The sequence below is a fragment of the Moritella sp. 5 genome, assembly GCF_018219455.1.
Classification (GTDB): domain Bacteria; phylum Pseudomonadota; class Gammaproteobacteria; order Enterobacterales; family Moritellaceae; genus Moritella.
In genome coordinates this window covers 1786910-1805375 of record NZ_CP056122.1, presented here as the reverse complement: position 1 = coordinate 1805375, position 18466 = coordinate 1786910, and the positions used below count along the sequence as shown (strand labels likewise).

Genomic DNA, 18466 nt, shown 5'->3' with positions numbered 1-18466 from the left:
GAATTAGCCTGCGATTAACGTAATTTAAAAAGGGTGTAGGTTGAATACCTTTGTTACTTGTTTGTTTATTTGAATATAGTAACTATTTAGCTGATGTTTTTTTTCAGTTGTCGTTGCTATACGTTGCAGTGAAAGTAGCGGCTTGTTTAGCACTTCGTAACAAGCTCGACGCCAATGATTAGGTAACAGTTCATTCTTTATTGAACGTAAAAGGAGCGTAAGCTGTGCTAAATATAGTGACCAGCACTGCTCTACATCAAGCGGAGCTGCGATCTGATCACTTAATTGAAAGTAGGACAAGAATATGTCGTGACGTTGCGGTGAATCAGCATGCTCAATAGCATTGCCAAGTTGTTCATAATATTCAAGAGCGCAGCCGTCACCTAAGGTGTTTTTAACATTTAATGTCGACAAGTTCATCGCATTCCCTAAAAACCGTTTATGATAATGATTCTTATTATCATAAACGGTTTGATTGGATATTCAAGGAAATTTTAAATTGGTCATGAATATTTTACGTCAAAAGTCCGTTGGATTAGTCCGTTCAAGCAGTTACAAGCTGTCGGCTCAATTCAACTTCCGGCAATGGACGAGAAAACAGATAGCCCTGAGCTAATCGACAACCACCTACCTCTAACAATTTCCGTTGTGCCTCAGTTTCCACACCTTCTGCGACGACTTGTAAATTGAGTAAACGCGCCATCGTAACTATTACCTCGATCATAACCTGCTTACTGGAGTCTTCTTCTAAACCATCAACAAACGATCGATCAATTTTAATACCATCAATCGGAAACTGAACCAAACGTTTTAATGAGCTATACCCTGTACCAAAATCATCAATATATATTTTAAAGCCCATCGCTCTTAGTGCCGACAAACGCTCTGTCACCACTTGCTCATTCATATCCAAAGCACTTTCTGTTAGTTCAAAACGGATACTCTCTGGTGCGACTTTTGCTTCGGTTAACAATCTAGGTAAGACTTTCACTAATTGATCATCCTGTAATTGACGCGGCGACAAATTAATATTCAGATAAAGCCCTGCATTAGGCTTTAGCAAGGTTAACCGACGAAAACTGGCTAATGCCTGGGTAATAACCCATAAACCTAAGGGTTGAATCAGCAAAGATTTCTCTGCTAGAGGAATAAAACGCTCAGGGGAAACCTGACCCAATTTAGGATTATGCCAGCGCAACAAGACCTCGAAACCTCGGGTTCGGGCATCTTTCAAACAGACGACAGGCTGAAAACATAAACTAAACTCCTCTTTTTCCAATGCGCTATGTAGAAGAACATCAAATTCAGCCTGGCGCTGAACCTGCTCATGCAAGGCTAAACTAAATACCTGATAGTTCGCCTTACCGTTCTTTTTCACTTCGTACATGGCCAGATCTGCGTCTCGTAAAATATCCCTAGCATGCTGATAATGAGGGCCTAAGAAGGTGAATCCAATGCTGGCAGAAACCTGTAGAGCGATAGACGACCCATCGAATAGAACAGGCTGAGTGACTTCACGCTGTAAACGTTCAGCCAAATTCTTAATGGTTTGTTGAGACATTTCCCCCTCAAAATAAATGACAAACTCATCACCGCCGATACGTGCAATTCTATCTTTTTTACGTAAAATCTGCGTTAATCTGTCCGCTATTTTTTGCAGATAAAAGTCGCCAACGCCATGCCCATAGGTATCATTAATCTTTTTAAAACCATCAAGATCAATAAATAGCACCACGCCCCACTGTTTATTCTGTAAATAATGTTCCAAAAAATTCTGGCAGGCAGTTCGATTTAACAAGCCCGTTAAGGCATCGTGATTAGCTTGATAACTCAGCTGCTGCTCATTACATTTACGTTCGGTAATCACATCCAAAGTACCTTGATACACGACACAATCATCCTCAGTTGTATTTAAATATGCATTTTCTGACAGCCAGATAGTATTCCCATGACGATCCTCCCCTTCCCATTCATAGTTAAATACTTCTTTTTTCTCTTTTAACGTCTCTAAAAAGGCCTGATATGATTGATCTTCTCGATGTAGTTGCCGACCAATATGCTCAACCGCTTGCAGCATCTGTCTTGGATCTTCATAACCAAAAGCCCGAGCTAACGCCGGATTAACCTTTAAAAACTGTCCTTCAAGCGTTGCGCTATAAACACCTTCAACCACTTTTTCAAACAAGTTATGATATTCATTTTGTGCTAACTCTAGCGAATGTGTCTTCTCTCTGGCGAGTTCTTCAGCGCGTATGCGACGATATAGCGAATGACGTAACAACAAGAGAAACAATGAAATGATTAAACCAATACCGATGACAATTAGCATGGGGCGAGATAGATACCACCAAGGCATAGGTGGACTTAAATCAACAAACTGATATCGCAACTGCCAATTTGCATAATTTTGTGTAAAGTCAATTCGATACTCAGGCGTAGAGCTTTGTTGATGTAACGAAGTAAATAACAGCTCAGTATTTTGCAAACATTCACGGTAGATCTCTAAACCAAGATTCTGCCTCTGGCTTAGTACTGGCCCTAAAAGAATTTCCATCGCTGCATCAAAGTGGGTCATCGCACTTACATAGCCCCTCAATTCAGAACCAACCTCACCTTGATCATTCAAAGCAAAAACAGGTAACAACAACCTAACTTCAGGTGTTGTCGCTTCATCAAGTGACATATTCTCACTGATCACTAACTGCAGACTGTTATCTATGGCCGCTAATGTCATCCCCTCGCGAATACTATCGATATCCGCCAGATTAATCCCCAAGGATAAACCATTCATCTGAGCCGAGGCCGAATAATAAATAGGGTAAAATACTTCACTTGTTCCAACTCGGCTAAAACGAAAATCAAAAATGCCGGTATTAACAGCTTCCTTAATTAAATCCGGGGTTTGCTGCTGACTGGTTTTAGGGATCCACTCATACACAACAATACCGTAATCACTTAGTGATGACTGAGCATTAAACTGATCAAACTGCTGGCGAGAAAGTTCAGGCTGGTAGGACATCATACTGCGTAATGACACGAGGTGTTCCTGCAAAGCGTCAAGATTACGCTGAGCAGTGTCGAACGCTAGGCTAGCATGTTGATTCAGTTCCTCATAATCCCGTTCTTGCTCATTCTGCTGTAATTCCACATACAGAAAATATAAAGGAAACAACAACAAACTCATTGTTATAGACAACCATAAACGGATATTTTGTGCCAACACTACAGATTACCTACTGGTTTAATACTCAAATCAGATATGGATTATATTGATAATGAGAACCATTATCAATTGCATTTACACATTTTAAACGAACTGACCAGCTTTGTTGTCCAACAAAATATTTCCTACTGATATGGTTAGGCGATTCATTATATTAAAAACGTGCATTTATCTCTTTAGGCGTAAGAAACTCAAGCGGTTTATCTAAGATATGCTGATAAATGACATTATAGGCTAAAACATTTTTGACATAACGTCGGGTCTCTTTATAGGGAATGGCTTCGATCCAGCTATCCATCGTTAAGCCTTGCTCTGCCCTGCCGTCTTTGCTGGCTTGCCAGCGGTCTACTCGATTCGGGCCCGCATTATATGCCGCAGTTGCCAGCACCCGGTTCCCTTTATAGCGCTTAAGTAAACTATCAAAATAGGCTGTACCTAACTGTACATTGATATCGCCATCGGTTAACTGTACTTTCTTTTTATAATTTTCCAACCCAATTTTACGTGCGGTCTCTTTTGCCGTTTTCGGCATCAGTTGCATATAACCACGAGCCCCGACCGGAGAATTAGCAGACTCGTCAAAAGAACTTTCCTGGCGAGTAATGGCGTAAATATAGCTTAAGTCGAGTTGGTATCGGTCGGCATTAGCATAAAAAAGCTGTGGTTTAGCGGCAGGGAAACGAATATTCAAGGCATCCCAACTTCTAGAAAGAATACTGGCAACGACCGACAAATGAGCCCAACCTTTTTGGAAGGCAAATAAACCTAACTGCCTTTGCAAATTGTTACTTTGAGCGCTAATTAAGGTCCGCCACTCACGTTTAAGTAAATACCTATGTTGATGGAAATACAGTTCATTAATATGTGCTAACTGTGTTTTCAGATGATCTAAGTCTTGCTGCTGCCAGCTAACTATATTGGCATTAAACTGGTAATCTACACCTAATTTCTGCGCGGCTAAAAAGCCGTAGTAGTTACGCTCAGTCGCGATTTTTTGATAAAGTTTATCGGCCTGATTTTGCTGCTGTTTCTTTTCCAATACTCGTGCTTGCCAATACAGCCATTGACTATCGAGCTGCTTACTATCTACTTGCTTAATCTCGCTCAGCTTCGCCAGCCAATATTCTATATCGGCCCAATGATTAAATTTAATCGCATAACGGATCCTATGCTCCGTTAATGGTACATCCCCTAAAGCCGAAAGCGCTTTATCTAGCCAAGGTAACAACTTAGTTTCATTACGGATCATAATGCGCGATATAAGGTATTTTTTTAATTTGACTTGCTCTGCCGATGTAAAATATTTTTTACGCTCATAAGTGAGGTATGCATTTAATCCTAATTCAATATCTTTTTTAGCAAGACGTTTAATACTCGCAACTAAAAAATAGTGGCTAGCATGCGCCTTGTTGTTAAATGAAGGGCTCTTAAATAAGGGGCTGTTTAATAACTTTGTTGGTGTTTTATGTAAGTCATATAACGGCTTAGCTAACAGTTCATTTTCCTTGTCCATTAAGGTGATTAAATAAGACATAAGTGATGTTTTATTATTTACATAAGCTAAGTGAAAACGCTGAAAAATTAATGCCTGAGATATTTTCTTACTATTAAGATAATACTCCAAGACGCTATCACAGGCATTCGGCAAGGAAAATCCCGTTAACCAGGTTTTTTGCACATCAGCCCAAATTTCATCTGCTTGGTTGTCCGCTAATCGCGCCTGAAAATGAAAGCATTTCAAGTCGAGTGAATTGGGAAGTTGCGGATAAAAAGACAGGTACTCACTCCAATATTGGTTTTTTGCTAAGTAATATAAATAGCTTCGCTGCAGATCATAACTCACGCGACGATCAGGGTTATCCTTTATAAAAGATTGCACTGCAACCAAACTGTTGCGGCTAAAGTGTGCTTTAAGCTGTTGGTATTCAAGTAGGTAGGTTAATGGGTATGCAGGAATAAGCTCTGTTTTTTGTAACGCTTCGGACCACATTTGTTGTGCTTGTAAGTCTACAGCTTCCGTATACAGGCCTCTTTGCTGGCTCCACGTAAGCGAACTAGATAAACTTGAAAATGATAATAAAAACAAAGATATAAAAAATATTTTCATCGATTCATCCGTGAGATACTCTGCTTTAGCGCAGCTAGCTAAATACCAATACTGTTTGTAATCGGCCCTGTTTCTTTTTAGTGTAGGAGTTATTCAAGAAGTTCATTAATCTACGAAAATATAATGGCCTGATTCGAATGGCGCAAAGGGGAAAGAGCCTTGGTAATTATAAAAACGACAGAGTCGCTTGGTAGTTATGGTACGACAGAGTCCCTTGGTGTTCACAATGAGTTAGCTAGCCTAGCTAACTAGTTCTTGGACAAAAGTGGCTTAGAGCTGGAGCTTTAAAGGGTGGAATTCGCGTTACAGAAAGTATTGGTAAATGAGATTCACGCCGCCATTTACGGACTTACTACCCTACGGAATTCATAATCGTTCGCACCTGACTAGTGTGAGATTCTTCTGATAGATCGCCAGCAGATAACGCTTCTGCTGATTCCACCAAGTCTCTCAAAGCCATCAACCCACCAACACGGCGTTCTAAGGATGTCCTTAGTTTTTGGTCATGCCCTGGTCGGAAATTACCTGATACCGTTTCTTCTTCGCAACCACATTCACATTGCGCCATTATTTGTTTCCTCGTAGTGCATTAACGCCCATTTAAGGGACTGATAATAGTTTGCTTAAATTGCGTAGCGAAGCGAAACCAAGCAAACTGTTAGCAGTCCCACTTTAAACTCTTGTTATGTAACGACTTGCACCGACAGACCAGTTTCAATAGATATTCTATGGGCAATACCGTCGAAATCCGTAACTAATACGTTGTCGCCAGCAAACTCAAAACCCTCTGTGAAAATTTCTGGACCAGATACCGTCCAGATTTTGTCCCCATTGGATTTTAATCGGCGTATATCTAATTCACCCCAAGAAATTAAACAATCGTACTCATTTACCCAAAAAACACCAAAGCAAGTAGCAAAATCAACTTTTTTAACCCAAATAAGTTCTAGTGTGGGAAGCTTAAGAGAATAGATAGAGTCACCTGAAGCAACATAACAAATATCGTCGTTAATGGTAAAAGAGTATTCGTGCACTCCTGTCGCACCGCCAACGCCTAAAAATATAACTGATGATTCAGGGCTATCGATATCGCCAACGAATAAACCATGTGCTGAAGAATGTTGGTATTTTTGATTTCTGCAGAGTTCAACTTCATATGAACGAGTGTTATCTGTCGCATTGACCGAATAATAAGGCTCGTTTATCAAAGTTACATCAATTCCGTTGAATATTTTCTTCATACTTTCCTAGGTACCAACGCCGCCCTAAGCGGTTAATGACAGTTGGCTAAAATGTGAAGCGAAGCGGAATCGAGCCAACTGTTACGAATCCATTTTTAAAGCCTTGTTAGCCGTATATTTACAACTTATATCGTTCTTGTATTCTTTGGGCGGCCTCAGCAACAGTATCTAAACCAATCTCTTTTCGTAACTCATCTACAACACTAGTACTCTCAATTGGAAATGGTACAACTTTGCCATTTTTCATATCAAACTGTGTACCGTATATTTGAGGCTTCCCCTTCATAGTTAATGTTCTATCTTTTAAATAAGCAAAACACCAACTTTCAGCATCATCATTCTTTATCGCCTCCTGCAATAACTCTAAGCATGCAGCCATAAACTTTTCATCTAGGATTGCATGTTGAACGATAAGCCATGCTGCCTTTGAAGCGTCTTTACCAACCAAACTGATCGTAGGCCAACCAATATTTTGAATTATATCTTTAATACGAGAATTATTTCTCTCGTGAAGAGCTTTCATTTCAGGATGATATTCATCTTCTTTCAAGTCACCATTATCGATCAATTTTTTTAGTAAACTCTGATCTTCGGCTTGCATTTTCAGCAACTCAGCTTGTAATTCTAATCGCATGGTACACTCTCAAAAGACGGCTAACAACGCCGCCATAACACGTGCTGACGGCCAACTTTCAAAATCAATTATAACTTTAAACCAAAAACGCCGAATGTTATAAGCATCGTGTTGATGGCTTTGTTATCCTAATACTCAAAGTGACATTAAATCTAGTTTTGTTTGATTATCTAATTTTTCTATTGCATAGCGAAATGCAACTCGAGGCATGATCGTATACTTAGATTTCATATAATTAATGACTAATTGAGGTTCTTTTTGGCTAAGCACTTTAAGCATCCAGCCATACCCTTTTTGTACAAGATCATGCTCATCTTTAATCAATAAATCCGCAATTTTCAATGGATTTAAACCTAAGTGTTTATCCTTATTAATTGGGTAAATTAGTATGACAGCAGCAGCTCGTCGAACGGCAAAGTTAGGATGGCTAATCCATTTTAGTGTCATATCAAATAACTCATTATATTGAGATATTAACTCCCCAAAAGCATGAGTACAGAAATCATCGCAATCATTCCAATCAGTAACACAGTTTGTTAACCAATCTTCAAATATGTAGAACGTTTCCTTTGAGTATTGCTTTTTAACTCTAAAAGCCCAATCGTAAGCAATAACACCCAACGCCCAATCTTTGGATTCCAATAATTGCGTACATAATACCAATACGTTAGATATATCTTTATTTTCAATAGTTTTGAAAGTTTGAGCTGATATAGCCCTAGCTTGGCCTGTTTTAATATTACTTTTAGGATACCCAATTTCAGAAAGATGAAATCTTACCGTTTCAACGATACTCATTAATTATGCAACCTCCATAAGAATAAAATCAACTTTGGCATAACAGTTTACTATACAGTATTCTGTATAAAGCGAATTTAACTTCAACTTAATAACTATCGACAATAGCAAATTCACGTTAAATTACAAATAGATATTGATGAATAGCAATCCGAAATCAAATAAAACACGGATAAAAACAAGAACGGTATTTATAGAGACCCATGTAAATTTTATCAAAGTACAACTCACATCTAAAAATCAACATATTAGTAGTCGTTATCAGTTGATAAACTAGATATTTTGGCATGTTAAAGTAATATATTTTAGCCATCTTTGTAAATCCAAATTATGCCTAAATATAATCACAGTAGTTGTGATTAATCAGCAGAATTATCCATAACAAAATATATGGCAAATTAATGTGAGAATATTGAGTATGAGCAACCGCTCTAACGCACTTTGGGGCAAATTTGGCTTAACGCAATTGCACTAAGCCAAAGCTGGGCAGAAATGGCTTAGAGTTGAAACTTTAAATGGTATAGATCGCATTACATAAAGTTATTGGTAAACGAGATTAACGCCTCATTAAAAGGCAAAAAATAGTTGGTTTAAATAAGCAACTAAGGAGCAAAAACAAACTGTTTTTGTCCTTGTTTATTTTCTTGTTAGTTGATTTTTTAATTAGTTATGTACAAACTCACCAATGACTTCAACTAACTCAGGTTTTATAGGTAATTCCGGTTGATTGTATGTTTGAAAGTTGGATTGCCTATCAAGAGTAGCCTCTTTGAAAATGTGATTCATTTTTTGAATTACAACTTTATCTGCCTTTATATTTGCTGCTTCAAGTTTATCAGCATCCATTAAGCTAACTTGGATATCTGTAGAGCCTTGAACAATTAATACAGGCTTATTAAGTTTAGCAATTTCTTTTTGTGGATTGTATTTAAACCAAGATATCAAATAAGGTTGCACACTCGGACGAAACAAAGAGTTTAAAAATGCAGGAATATTTTGAACTCTTTCACCTTGCAATAATTTATCTAAGATAGGTGTTGATTGCTCTATAACAATAGGCGGTTGAGATTTTAACTGTTCTCGTATTGTTTGATCTATAGGTTGTCCTGCACCTGCTATAGATATAAATTTATCTACATTCTTTTGCTGCGAAGCAACCATACCGATTAAAGATCCCTCGCTATGACCAATAACAACTATTTTGTTAAAGTTACTTAAATTATTCAGGTATTCAATCCAGCTAATAGCATCATTAATATAGTTTTCAAAACGCAGTTCACTTTCCTTTAACTCTGAGCTTTTACTTTTACCAATACCTCTTTTATCATACCTTAACGATGAAATTCCTAGTTTTGAAAGTTCATCAGCCAACATTTTTAAAGAGTTGTTTGTCATTGTGGGGTTATTGCCATCTCTATTGGATGGACCTGAGCCTGCAATAATTAGTGCAACTGTTTTCGAAACCTTTGAATCATCTGTCAGTAGAGTCCCCTCTAATTTACCTGTACCAGTTTCAATGTTCACAATTTTTTCTATTGGTGTTGCGAATGAATTGAAAGTGGTGAACACCAAAAGTGTTACGATAAAAAATGATTTCATAATGTTCTTTGTATTCCATAAGTCCATAGTCTATTGATGAACAGAGCTGCTGAATGCACTAATCACCTAACTGTTTATTATACGGAATTCCGTATAACGTGAATCCTGTTTTAATTTAATTTCCATTAACAATATAAAACTTACCTATATTACAAGTGCATATATAAAAATCTGTAATATATCAAATAAAAGCGTAAACAAGAAATCTATTTACTTGGGTCCATACAAATGGATTTATGAAATTAATTTGTTATATTTCACTGGCATACCTTCTAATTAAATTTAAAACAAAGACTGTTTGGCAGTATAAATAATCAATATTTCGTGCAACAAGATAAAGCCCATTATAGCTGCATATGAAACTAGGTTTACGATTGAACAACAAAATCTATCTATAACAAAATATATAGCAAATTAATGTAATGATATCGAGTATGAGTAAATGTTCTAAGCCACTTTGGGGCAGAACCTTGTTAGGCGATTTGCTCTCTTAGCAATAAAGTTGGTCGTAACAAGATTATGCAGCGTTGCTAGATACACAGCTACAGAGACAGAAAACACTGTATTAGCGCTATTAATTTCTAGCTAGCCAGACAAGCAAGGTAACGTACTTTTTAGCAATCAATGACCTAAATGCTGCTGCATAATGTCTCTCAATCGTTTTAACCCTTTCCCTTTATTCACGGTTTTCCAAGCAAGGTAAATGCCTGAGACTGGCTCCCTTTCGCCTAGGTCAATTTCGACTAAATCACCCGAGTCTAAGTGTGATTGAATGCGTGCTTGCGGCAGATAGCCTACGCCAATGCCAGCAATAATGGCTTGGATCTTGTGTTCAACTGAATTGACGTAAAAATGTCGACTCTGTTCAATAATGTTATTTGACCAAGGTATGGCAGTTCTTGCCGAGTCGTGCACAACGACGGTCCGGTAGTTATCAATTTCAGATTTGCTGACTGGGGCTGTAAAATTAACAAGCTCATGGTCTTTAGGTACAACGAATATTTTCTGCAGATTGCCTAAGGCGGTCACACTAATGCCTTGTTGATTAGGTATAGGCTCGGGTGCAGCAATAACCAAATCGGTGCGATCTTCAATCAATGCTTCCCACGAACCACTCATTACTTCTTCATTCATGTCTACTTCGATATTCGGATGCTCATTTAAAAACAGCGCTAATGGTTTAAGTAATAGCTGCATGTCAAAAAGAGAATCGAATGTGATATTTATTTTAGGTTCCCAGCCATGGGAGATGGTTTGTGTTTGCTCGGTCAGTTTACTCACAGCACCAAGTACCTTACGGCCTTCATCGAGTAAGTGGCGACCCGCAGGCGTTAATACCGACCGCCTACCCTGACGCACAAACAAAGTCACCGCTAGTTGTTCTTCTAATTTCTGAACTATATAAGAGAGCGCCGAGGGTACTTTGTTTAACTGCTCAGCGGCCGCGGCAAAACTACCACGACGATCAATCGTATCAAGCACCTGTAATGCTTCTATCGTTATCGGAGATTTATACATTCATCGCCTCTCTCTTCTTAGTATTTTATTGTCACGCTTATACACGCCATCAATTGTTCAAATATTTTGAACATACTAAACAAATTTCAGCGGTTATTCCAATCCATTTAAGCGAATACAATGGCTACACACTTATAAGACATACTTATAAGACATACTTAGAAACACATTAACGAATCAAAGAGAGCACAACATGAATACTTCAACAATTAAGAAAATATTAACATCAGATAACACTTTTTCGGCATTACCACTGCGTTTAGTGGCAGGCATTATTTTTACCGCTCACGGCGCGCAAAAACTGTTTGCTTGGTTCGGTGGTTATGGGCTCGAAGGCACAGGTCAATGGATGGAATCTATCGGCCTAGCACCGGGCTACTTAATGGCGATGATGGCAGGCAGTGCAGAATTTTTTGGCGGCCTACTGCTTATCCTTGGTCTACTAACCAGACCAACAGCGCTGGTATTGTCACTAACGATGATCGTCGCGATTTTTAGTACGCATATCGATAACGGGCTGTTCGTGAGCAACAGCGGTTATGAATTTGCCTTAGCACTGTTTGCAATCAGTCTGTCGATAATGCTGCAAGGTGGCGGTAAATTATCAATCGATCGCCTTATCGTGAGCAAACTTAGTTAATAAACCCGATTCGGAAACACAAGTATTAAACTTAACGAAGATGGGCGCTAACACAACATAAATTAGGAGTATTATCATGGGATTAATCGTTAACGGTAAATGGCATGACCAATGGTACGAAACCAAAGATAATAAAGGCCAATTTGAACGTCAGGCAAGCCGCTTCAGAGATACTATTTCAAATGAGGAAGGTAGCCGGTATCCGGCAGAAGCAGGCCGCTATCATTTGTATGTTTCGTTAGCGTGTCCTTGGGCGCATCGCACTTTGATTTTTAGACAATTGAAGCAACTCGAAGACATTATCTCTGTCAGCGTCGTTAAACCTGAAATGCTGAACAATGGCTGGGAATTCGGTGCTAATAGTGACGACTACAGCGACACACTCTATCAAAGTGACTATGTGTACCAACTTTACCTTAAAGCAGCACCTGATTATGAAGGTCGAGTTACCGTACCAGTATTGTGGGATAAGAAAACACAAAGCATAGTGAACAATGAATCGAGCGAAATAATTCGCATTTTTAACACTGCGTTTAATGAGCTAACGGGCAACCACGATGACTATTACCCAACTGATTTACAACCAGAAATCGACACCATTAACGAACGTATTTATGACACGATAAACAATGGTGTCTATCGTGCAGGCTTTGCCACGACTCAAGCAGCATATGACCAAGCCTTTGACGCACTTTTTACCAGTTTAGATTGGCTTGAAGCGCGACTTAGCAACCACCGTTATTTACTGGGTGAATACCTAACAGAAGCTGATTGGCGATTATTTACGACATTGCTGCGTTTCGATGCCGTTTATCATGGTCACTTTAAGTGTAATCGCAATAAGTTAAGTGAATTCCATCATATCAGTCACTATGTACGTGAGTTATTTCAGTTTGAAGGGATCAAAAGCACAGTCGATTTGGAATATACCAAGATCCATTATTACGCGAGTCATGACACCATTAACCCGACTTTGATTGTCCCGCGTGGCCCACAGCAAGATTTCACTGCACCACATGATAGAAATCGATTAACAGGTAGAGTCTAGTGGGAGGAAAATACAATGATAAAACACTATCCTTTTCAGCAGATTGGCAAAGCAAACCACGGCTGGTTAAAAGCCAATCATCACTTTAGCTTTGCTAATTATTACAATCCCAAAAGAATGGGCTTTGGTGTGCTAAGAGTGGTTAATGACGACTGGGTTGCGGCAGGAACAGGGTTCCCAGCTCACCCACACCGAAATATGGAGATCATTACTTTTGTACGCTCCGGAGCGGTCACTCATCAAGACAATGCAGGTAATAAAGGCGTGACCCTCGCAGGCGAAGTACAAGTGATGAGTGCAGGATCTGGTATTACTCATTCGGAATACAATTTAACAAAAGAACCATTAACGTTATTTCAAATTTGGATTGAACCGAATAAGCAAAACGTAAAGCCGAGATGGGGCAGCAAACTGTTTTCTGAAAATACTGATACGATTAATAATATCGGTACGTTTCATCATACAGACAATACTAAGCTCCCCCTACTCGTTTCTGGATACCCAGGCGAGCAAGATAACGCACTCTTTATCAATCAAGTTGCACGTATCTATGGTGGCAAGATTAAAAAAGGCACGCAATTTACTCACTCAATAGAACACCAAGCATATATTTTGACATCCAGTGGAGAGTTTGAACTTATTGATAATCAAAGGGCAATATTGATGAACAAAGGCGATGGTGCAGAAGTAACGAGACAAAAGGAAATCACGATCAAAGCGCTATCCGATGCGGAGATCATCATTATTGATGCACCTGCCCAATGATATTTTGCTTATGTTGCAGCAATGGCAATAGCGATCAGACGATCGCTACTTTTTAAGATAGTTGGTTTATTTATGTAAATGCTCCCGGCATATAAGATCAATGTCATTTATTGAGAGTGGTTCCTGTGTCAACTCACAAAAATAACCCTCATCACGTTTAGAATTATGCATACAAGTATGACATTGACCAAAAGATTTAAACTGATTCGCTGACTGCACTGCAAATAGCAAATCATGGAGCGCTGTGTCAATCGTATTAAATTTCTTATTACTAAATTGTTCACTCGCTTGTTGCAGTAGTGGTGAGATCTGCAACCCATTAATCAACGCTAGGCCAGATTCTGTCACTTTAAGGTGTGCAACACGTTTATCTTTACTATCCGCTACTTTCTCAACAAGTCCTTTTCTTTCAAGTATTTTTAGTGTTTGAGAGACTGAACCCTTGGTCTGATTTAAATAATCAGTCACGCCCATTGGTGTATCTGAATAACGGTTACATATCGACAGATAATGTAACGCTTCAAATTGGATGGGCTGTAAACCATATTCAAGCAAGCGATTACGTTTTTCACTGCGTAGCAAGCTAGAAAGCCGCTCTAATGTTTGTTGGATCATTGATATACTCATTCATATATAGTATCGAATAAACACCATATTTACAAGCTAGAACCCAAAGCATAGTATCGAGTCGATACCATTTGACAACGCGAGATGCCCGTGTACACTTAGTGTTGACTCAATACTAATTTTGGAGAAAGTTATGAAACACCATTCTTTATTTATTACAGCCTCTTTGGCACTGTTGTCCTCCTCTTATGCATTTTCTGGCGGCTCACATGATGGGGGCATCCACGCGAAAGTCGACCCTACGGGTAACACACCAGCCACCTTTGATATCGTTCATGCCAAGATAACGACCGACAAAAATATTGCGACCTTCCACATGGCAGTGTCTGAAAAAGCAGGGACAAGTAAACCACTTGCGTCGGGTAAATTAGCGGGGAGTAATGTGTTTTCATATGTATGGCCGACTTCGCTTAATAGTGCAACGGTTGGCTTTGAAAAAGACGCCGGAATATTAGCCTTAGCAGTAACAGCACATGCCGATTTTGATGACACGCCTTTATACGATGAGAACTCAGATAATAATCCAGCCAATGATGGTGATGTTTGGCACAGCCATTGGGTCGTCTTACAAGGTAATGAACAGTGCGGTAAAGGTATGCTGGCAGTAGTTGATATTCCGGAGGGTACATCGCCAAGACTGCCTAAGACATGGCCGGGACTTCCCATTCTACTAGATAGTCCAGGTTGGGATCCTATTTTCAATAACGAAACCGTTGAAGTAAAAGTAGCCTTTGATTCTAACGTTGATATTTCCAATACCAAGTATGATGGCGTTACCGCTGGCCTACGCGTTAATCAAAGTGTTCATGCACCATTACTATGTGTAGTCAATGTGATGGACGTTGCCTCTGGAGATCTAAGTTTACCCGGTAAAGTAAATCAATAAAGAAATAGGCAGGTGTTAGCGCGCTTGCCTATCAATTAATCCCATAATCAATGAGGTAATTAGAATGTCTATATTCACCGAATACCCAATAGCACCCGAAATTGAAGCGAGTACTTGGCTAAATACGACAGCACCGTTACCCCTATCGAAAATGAAAGGATCTGTCGTTGTTATTCATGCATTTCAAATGTTATGTCCGGGCTGTGTGTCACACGGGATACCACAAACCAAAATGATCGCTGAAACATTTGCAGATAAAGACGTTAAGGTTATTGGTCTTCACACTGTATTTGAACATCACGCAGTAATGACAGCTGACGCACTAAAAGCATTTATCCATGAATATCGCATTACTTTTCCAGTTGCCATCGATATGCCAGCTTCAACGGGTTATATACCAAAGACAATGCAACGCTATGAAATGAGAGGAACGCCTACACTCATCTTGATCGATAAGAATGGCAGAGTAAGGCTAAATCACTTTGGCCGAATGGATGATATGCAAGTTGGTAAACTGATTAGTGAACTCGTCTCAGAAGCAGCTGCACTTACCAGTACTACTGAAAAGGAAGAGTCGACTTTAGATTCATCTGAAAATAAATGTGATGATAACGGCTGCTATATTTAATGCCTATGCGCCTAAGAACTGAGTCTTAAGCGCTTTATGATGACCCACTCCAGCCTACCTTTTAGTATCTTATATAGCGCTAATAACCGTTAATTATGTTCGCTATTTAAATGGCATATTCCATGTTCATTATCCTACTTACATAACATTTCATTTTCTTTACATAGGTTGAATTGTCCTTGTAGCTCTGTATCGGTATATTGCTGCCAGAAATCAACCTAACTGGAACTAATTATGAAATTTAAGCGAGCCATTTTCCCTGTAAGTATCCTTTCAACGGTCACTCTTATGGGTTGTAATTTAGATACCAATGAGAGCTATTCACAAACAGAAATCACAGCGATGAGTGGGTATTTAGGAAGTGCTCTAATATGCAGCGCTGAAAAAACAGAATCTTGTAATGAAGACCGAAGTAATCTGCTCGGTACAACTAACAGTAACGGTAAATTAAATACGAATGAAACATCTCTCCAATACCCCTTAATTGCAAGGATCGATGAGGGAATTTCATTTGATAGTGATAAAATCGGAGTAGCCAGAAAAAGTTATACTTTATTTGCTCCTGCTGGCAGCACCATTATAACGCCATTTACAACGATAATGTACACGAATAGCATTAAAGTTCAAATGTTAGCTGACTGGCTAAAAATTGAAGAAAAATTTATCTCTGGTGATTACATTGCATTGAAATCAAATGAGGAGGATAACTACAAAGCCCAAAAAGCACACCTTTTAGCAAGAACAATCACCGATTTAGCTTTAATCGATGAAACGGATTTCAATAAATTAAAAGATGATCTCCAAGCGTTAGGATATTTCGTAGATGGATTAGCTAACTATGGCGATAAACTAGATGAGGTGAAAATAACTCGAGATATTGAAAACAACTTCATCAAAGAAAAGGCTAACCACAATTCACTGGCTGCCTATGTTGACGGTAATAAATTTATTAATCGTAGCTTAAATGAAAGCCATCTCACTGATGAAGGGGATTATAAAAATGGTGAATTAACAATAGAATACATTGATAATGAATTAAATGTTAACGGCTCTCGTAATCTTTATTCCTATACAGCATCAGGTAGTGTCATTAAAGCGCCAGGTGTTGGTTACATAGATACATATTATTATGCGAGTGATAATGTTGCATTAGTTTCAACATCTCGTATGGGTCTAGATTTAGTTACACAAGAATCCCTTAGTTCTGCTGGTAGCGTTGATAATCTAGATAGTAAATTACAAGATAATTCTTGGTATTATTTATCACCAACAGAGTCTTTGGCATTAGCAGATATTACCAAATTTAGTTTTAAGAATAACAAGACGCTAACCATTAAAATTAACGATGATAGTGAATTTGAAGGTTTATGGGAAGCCAAGGGAAACCAACTGGAAATCACGAGTAACAGTTCCGCAGTGAATTATAAATTAGAATTAGAATTCAAAATCGATGATGATAACGTTTTACCTGTAATCAACACTGTAGATGGAGAAAATCAGTACGGGTTATTTATTGGAACGTTAGAATTTGCGGAACAGATAAAGAAATTATGGAATAAGGGCAAGCATTAAATAGTCCAGTCATAAAATAGTCTCCTAACGGTAAGCAAGGAAGCGAACCGTACTCACCTCGAAATGATATTTGATTAAGTTATAAGCGCGAACTACCTTTATAGTACGCTTAAATTAAATATACCCAAACTACTTCAAAATACGATATCAGAGACCCTATAGCATGGAAAACTTATATGTAATCCTGCCTATGCTACTCAAGATTGCCGTCGTTGTGGCAGTGCTTCTTCTGCTGCCTTTGCCGCTCACTTGGTTAGAACGAAAAATTGCGGGTCATATCCAACAACGTCCAGGCCCCATGCGGGTTGGCTGGCACGGTTTGTTACAGCCCATAGCCGACGGCATCAAACTACTGACGAAAGAAGATCATATCCCCAGTGCCGCCGATCGACCCCTGTTCAAAATGGCCCCTGTTGTCGCATTAGTGCCGCCTTTTGTGGTGTTTGTCGCCATCCCACTAGGGGAACCGGTAACCATTTTTGGCACTGAATTAATGCTCAGCCTGTCAAATATGAATGTAGGGCTGCTGTTTATTCTCGCCGTTAGCAGCATCGGCATCTTTGGGACCATCCTCGCAGGCTGGGCCTCTAACAGTAAATATGCGGTACTCGGCAGCCTCAGAGCGATTGCCCAAATGATCAGTTATGAAATCCCCATGGGGTTCTCTGTCATTGGCGTGGTGATGCTGGCTAACTCGATGAATATGATGGACATAGTGACCGCCCAAAAAGACATGTGGAATGTGGTCTATCAACCCTTAGGTTTTTTTGTATTCTTTGTGGCTGGACTGGCCGAAGTCCAGCGGATCCCGTTCGATCTGCCAGAGGCTGAAGGCGATTTGGGAGCAGGCTACCATACCGAATATAGCGGCATACGTTTTTCCCTTTTCATGCTTAGCGAATACTTAGGCGTCGTGATCATAGGCTTCCTCAATGTGATGCTGTTTTTTGGCGGCTGGCATGGCGCGCCGCCCTTTATACCAGATACTGTTTGGCTGTTACTCAAAGTTGGTTTTTTCATCTGGGTGTTTATGTGGTTCCGCTTTACCTTTCCGCGTTACCGTTATGATCAGTTAATGGCGATTGGCTGGAAGGTGCTTTTACCTCTATCGCTAGTCAATATTTTAATCAGCGGATTATTTATGTTTTAAGAACATCTCGTTACCCAGAAAACGAGATAA

Annotated in this window: 17 protein-coding genes; 7 read left to right on the top strand and 10 right to left on the bottom strand. The window is 39.2% G+C overall.

Features of this window, described 5'->3' with window-relative positions; translation table 11 throughout:
- Positions 1-24 precede the first annotated feature (24 nt).
- The 9 genes from HWV01_RS08105 to HWV01_RS08065 all read right to left on the bottom strand — a co-directional run bounded on the left by HWV01_RS08105 (position 25) and on the right by HWV01_RS08065 (position 11120).
- Positions 25-420 carry a hypothetical protein gene (locus tag HWV01_RS08105; protein ID WP_211674896.1) on the bottom strand — a complete coding sequence of 132 codons (396 nt, stop codon included), beginning with the start codon at positions 418-420 and terminating at the stop codon, positions 25-27.
- Positions 421-544: 124 nt separating this feature from the next.
- Positions 545-3223, bottom strand: coding sequence for an EAL domain-containing protein (locus HWV01_RS08100; RefSeq protein ID WP_211674895.1), 2679 nt, complete (start codon positions 3221-3223; stop codon positions 545-547).
- A 154-nt stretch (positions 3224-3377) separates the two neighbouring features.
- The gene (locus tag HWV01_RS08095; protein ID WP_211674894.1) at positions 3378-5330 is read right to left on the bottom strand and encodes a transglycosylase SLT domain-containing protein; all 1953 of its coding nucleotides are present in this window, start codon (positions 5328-5330) and stop codon (positions 3378-3380) included.
- 352 nt (positions 5331-5682) lie between these two features.
- Positions 5683-5898, bottom strand: a complete 216-nt coding sequence (locus tag HWV01_RS08090) for a hypothetical protein (protein ID WP_211674893.1) — start codon at positions 5896-5898, stop codon at positions 5683-5685.
- Positions 5899-6013: 115 nt separating this feature from the next.
- Entirely contained in the window at positions 6014-6571 is a 558-nt protein-coding gene (locus HWV01_RS08085; RefSeq protein WP_211674892.1) for a hypothetical protein, read from the bottom strand.
- Between the two features lie 118 nt (positions 6572-6689).
- Positions 6690-7205 carry a DUF6624 domain-containing protein gene (locus HWV01_RS08080; RefSeq protein WP_211674891.1) on the bottom strand — a complete coding sequence of 172 codons (516 nt, stop codon included), beginning with the start codon at positions 7203-7205 and terminating at the stop codon, positions 6690-6692.
- A gap of 135 nt (positions 7206-7340) precedes the next feature.
- Positions 7341-8003: a DNA alkylation repair protein gene (locus HWV01_RS08075; RefSeq protein ID WP_211674890.1), complete on the bottom strand. Its 663-nt coding sequence runs from the start codon at positions 8001-8003 to the stop codon at positions 7341-7343.
- 663 nt (positions 8004-8666) lie between these two features.
- Positions 8667-9602, bottom strand: a complete 936-nt coding sequence (locus HWV01_RS08070) for an alpha/beta hydrolase (RefSeq protein ID WP_211674889.1) — start codon at positions 9600-9602, stop codon at positions 8667-8669.
- A 621-nt stretch (positions 9603-10223) separates the two neighbouring features.
- The gene (locus HWV01_RS08065; RefSeq protein WP_211674888.1) at positions 10224-11120 is read right to left on the bottom strand and encodes a LysR substrate-binding domain-containing protein; all 897 of its coding nucleotides are present in this window, start codon (positions 11118-11120) and stop codon (positions 10224-10226) included.
- A gap of 193 nt (positions 11121-11313) precedes the next feature.
- Here HWV01_RS08065 and HWV01_RS08060 point away from each other — a divergent pair, with 193 nt between their 5' ends.
- The 3 genes from HWV01_RS08060 to HWV01_RS08050 all read left to right on the top strand — a co-directional run bounded on the left by HWV01_RS08060 (position 11314) and on the right by HWV01_RS08050 (position 13573).
- Positions 11314-11760 (top strand): DoxX family protein, encoded by a 447-nt coding sequence (locus tag HWV01_RS08060; RefSeq protein ID WP_211674887.1) that lies wholly within the window; start codon positions 11314-11316, stop codon positions 11758-11760.
- Positions 11761-11836: 76 nt separating this feature from the next.
- Positions 11837-12808 carry a glutathione S-transferase family protein gene (locus HWV01_RS08055; RefSeq protein ID WP_211674886.1) on the top strand — a complete coding sequence of 324 codons (972 nt, stop codon included), beginning with the start codon at positions 11837-11839 and terminating at the stop codon, positions 12806-12808.
- 15 nt (positions 12809-12823) lie between these two features.
- Positions 12824-13573, top strand: a complete 750-nt coding sequence (locus tag HWV01_RS08050) for a pirin family protein (RefSeq protein WP_211674885.1) — start codon at positions 12824-12826, stop codon at positions 13571-13573.
- A gap of 66 nt (positions 13574-13639) precedes the next feature.
- Here HWV01_RS08050 and HWV01_RS08045 read toward each other — a convergent pair whose 3' ends face one another.
- Entirely contained in the window at positions 13640-14188 is a 549-nt protein-coding gene (locus tag HWV01_RS08045) for a MarR family winged helix-turn-helix transcriptional regulator (RefSeq protein ID WP_249185479.1), read from the bottom strand.
- 145 nt (positions 14189-14333) lie between these two features.
- On the opposite strand from HWV01_RS08045, the gene HWV01_RS08040 reads away from it, so the two are divergent.
- The 4 genes from HWV01_RS08040 (at position 14334) to nuoH (ending at position 18436) form a co-directional block, all read left to right on the top strand.
- Positions 14334-15086: a hypothetical protein gene (locus HWV01_RS08040; protein ID WP_211674883.1), complete on the top strand. Its 753-nt coding sequence runs from the start codon at positions 14334-14336 to the stop codon at positions 15084-15086.
- 64 nt (positions 15087-15150) lie between these two features.
- The gene (locus tag HWV01_RS08035) at positions 15151-15714 is read left to right on the top strand and encodes a redoxin family protein (protein WP_211674882.1); all 564 of its coding nucleotides are present in this window, start codon (positions 15151-15153) and stop codon (positions 15712-15714) included.
- A 234-nt stretch (positions 15715-15948) separates the two neighbouring features.
- Positions 15949-17286 carry a hypothetical protein gene (locus HWV01_RS08030; protein ID WP_211674881.1) on the top strand — a complete coding sequence of 446 codons (1338 nt, stop codon included), beginning with the start codon at positions 15949-15951 and terminating at the stop codon, positions 17284-17286.
- A 163-nt stretch (positions 17287-17449) separates the two neighbouring features.
- Positions 17450-18436: an NADH-quinone oxidoreductase subunit NuoH gene (nuoH, locus tag HWV01_RS08025; RefSeq protein ID WP_211674880.1), complete on the top strand. Its 987-nt coding sequence runs from the start codon at positions 17450-17452 to the stop codon at positions 18434-18436.
- Positions 18437-18466 lie beyond the last annotated feature (30 nt).

What these genes read in the sequence shown, in the direction of transcription:
- HWV01_RS08095 (WP_211674894.1), bottom strand. Translation starts at nt 5,330, where the DNA reads ATGAAAATATTTTTTATATCTTTGTTTTTATTATCATTTTCAAGTTTA.
- HWV01_RS08105 (WP_211674896.1), bottom strand. Translation starts at nt 420, where the DNA reads ATGAACTTGTCGACATTAAATGTTAAAAACACCTTAGGTGACGGCTGC.
- HWV01_RS08030 (WP_211674881.1), top strand. Translation starts at nt 15,949, where the DNA reads ATGAAATTTAAGCGAGCCATTTTCCCTGTAAGTATCCTTTCAACGGTC.
- HWV01_RS08045 (WP_249185479.1), bottom strand. Translation starts at nt 14,188, where the DNA reads ATGATCCAACAAACATTAGAGCGGCTTTCTAGCTTGCTACGCAGTGAA.
- HWV01_RS08075 (WP_211674890.1), bottom strand. Translation starts at nt 8,003, where the DNA reads ATGAGTATCGTTGAAACGGTAAGATTTCATCTTTCTGAAATTGGGTAT.
- HWV01_RS08085 (WP_211674892.1), bottom strand. Translation starts at nt 6,571, where the DNA reads ATGAAGAAAATATTCAACGGAATTGATGTAACTTTGATAAACGAGCCT.
- HWV01_RS08060 (WP_211674887.1), top strand. Translation starts at nt 11,314, where the DNA reads ATGAATACTTCAACAATTAAGAAAATATTAACATCAGATAACACTTTT.
- HWV01_RS08040 (WP_211674883.1), top strand. Translation starts at nt 14,334, where the DNA reads ATGAAACACCATTCTTTATTTATTACAGCCTCTTTGGCACTGTTGTCC.
- HWV01_RS08065 (WP_211674888.1), bottom strand. Translation starts at nt 11,120, where the DNA reads ATGTATAAATCTCCGATAACGATAGAAGCATTACAGGTGCTTGATACG.
- HWV01_RS08050 (WP_211674885.1), top strand. Translation starts at nt 12,824, where the DNA reads ATGATAAAACACTATCCTTTTCAGCAGATTGGCAAAGCAAACCACGGC.
- HWV01_RS08055 (WP_211674886.1), top strand. Translation starts at nt 11,837, where the DNA reads ATGGGATTAATCGTTAACGGTAAATGGCATGACCAATGGTACGAAACC.
- HWV01_RS08035 (WP_211674882.1), top strand. Translation starts at nt 15,151, where the DNA reads ATGTCTATATTCACCGAATACCCAATAGCACCCGAAATTGAAGCGAGT.
- HWV01_RS08080 (WP_211674891.1), bottom strand. Translation starts at nt 7,205, where the DNA reads ATGCGATTAGAATTACAAGCTGAGTTGCTGAAAATGCAAGCCGAAGAT.
- HWV01_RS08090 (WP_211674893.1), bottom strand. Translation starts at nt 5,898, where the DNA reads ATGGCGCAATGTGAATGTGGTTGCGAAGAAGAAACGGTATCAGGTAAT.
- HWV01_RS08070 (WP_211674889.1), bottom strand. Translation starts at nt 9,602, where the DNA reads ATGAAATCATTTTTTATCGTAACACTTTTGGTGTTCACCACTTTCAAT.
- nuoH (WP_211674880.1), top strand. Translation starts at nt 17,450, where the DNA reads ATGGAAAACTTATATGTAATCCTGCCTATGCTACTCAAGATTGCCGTC.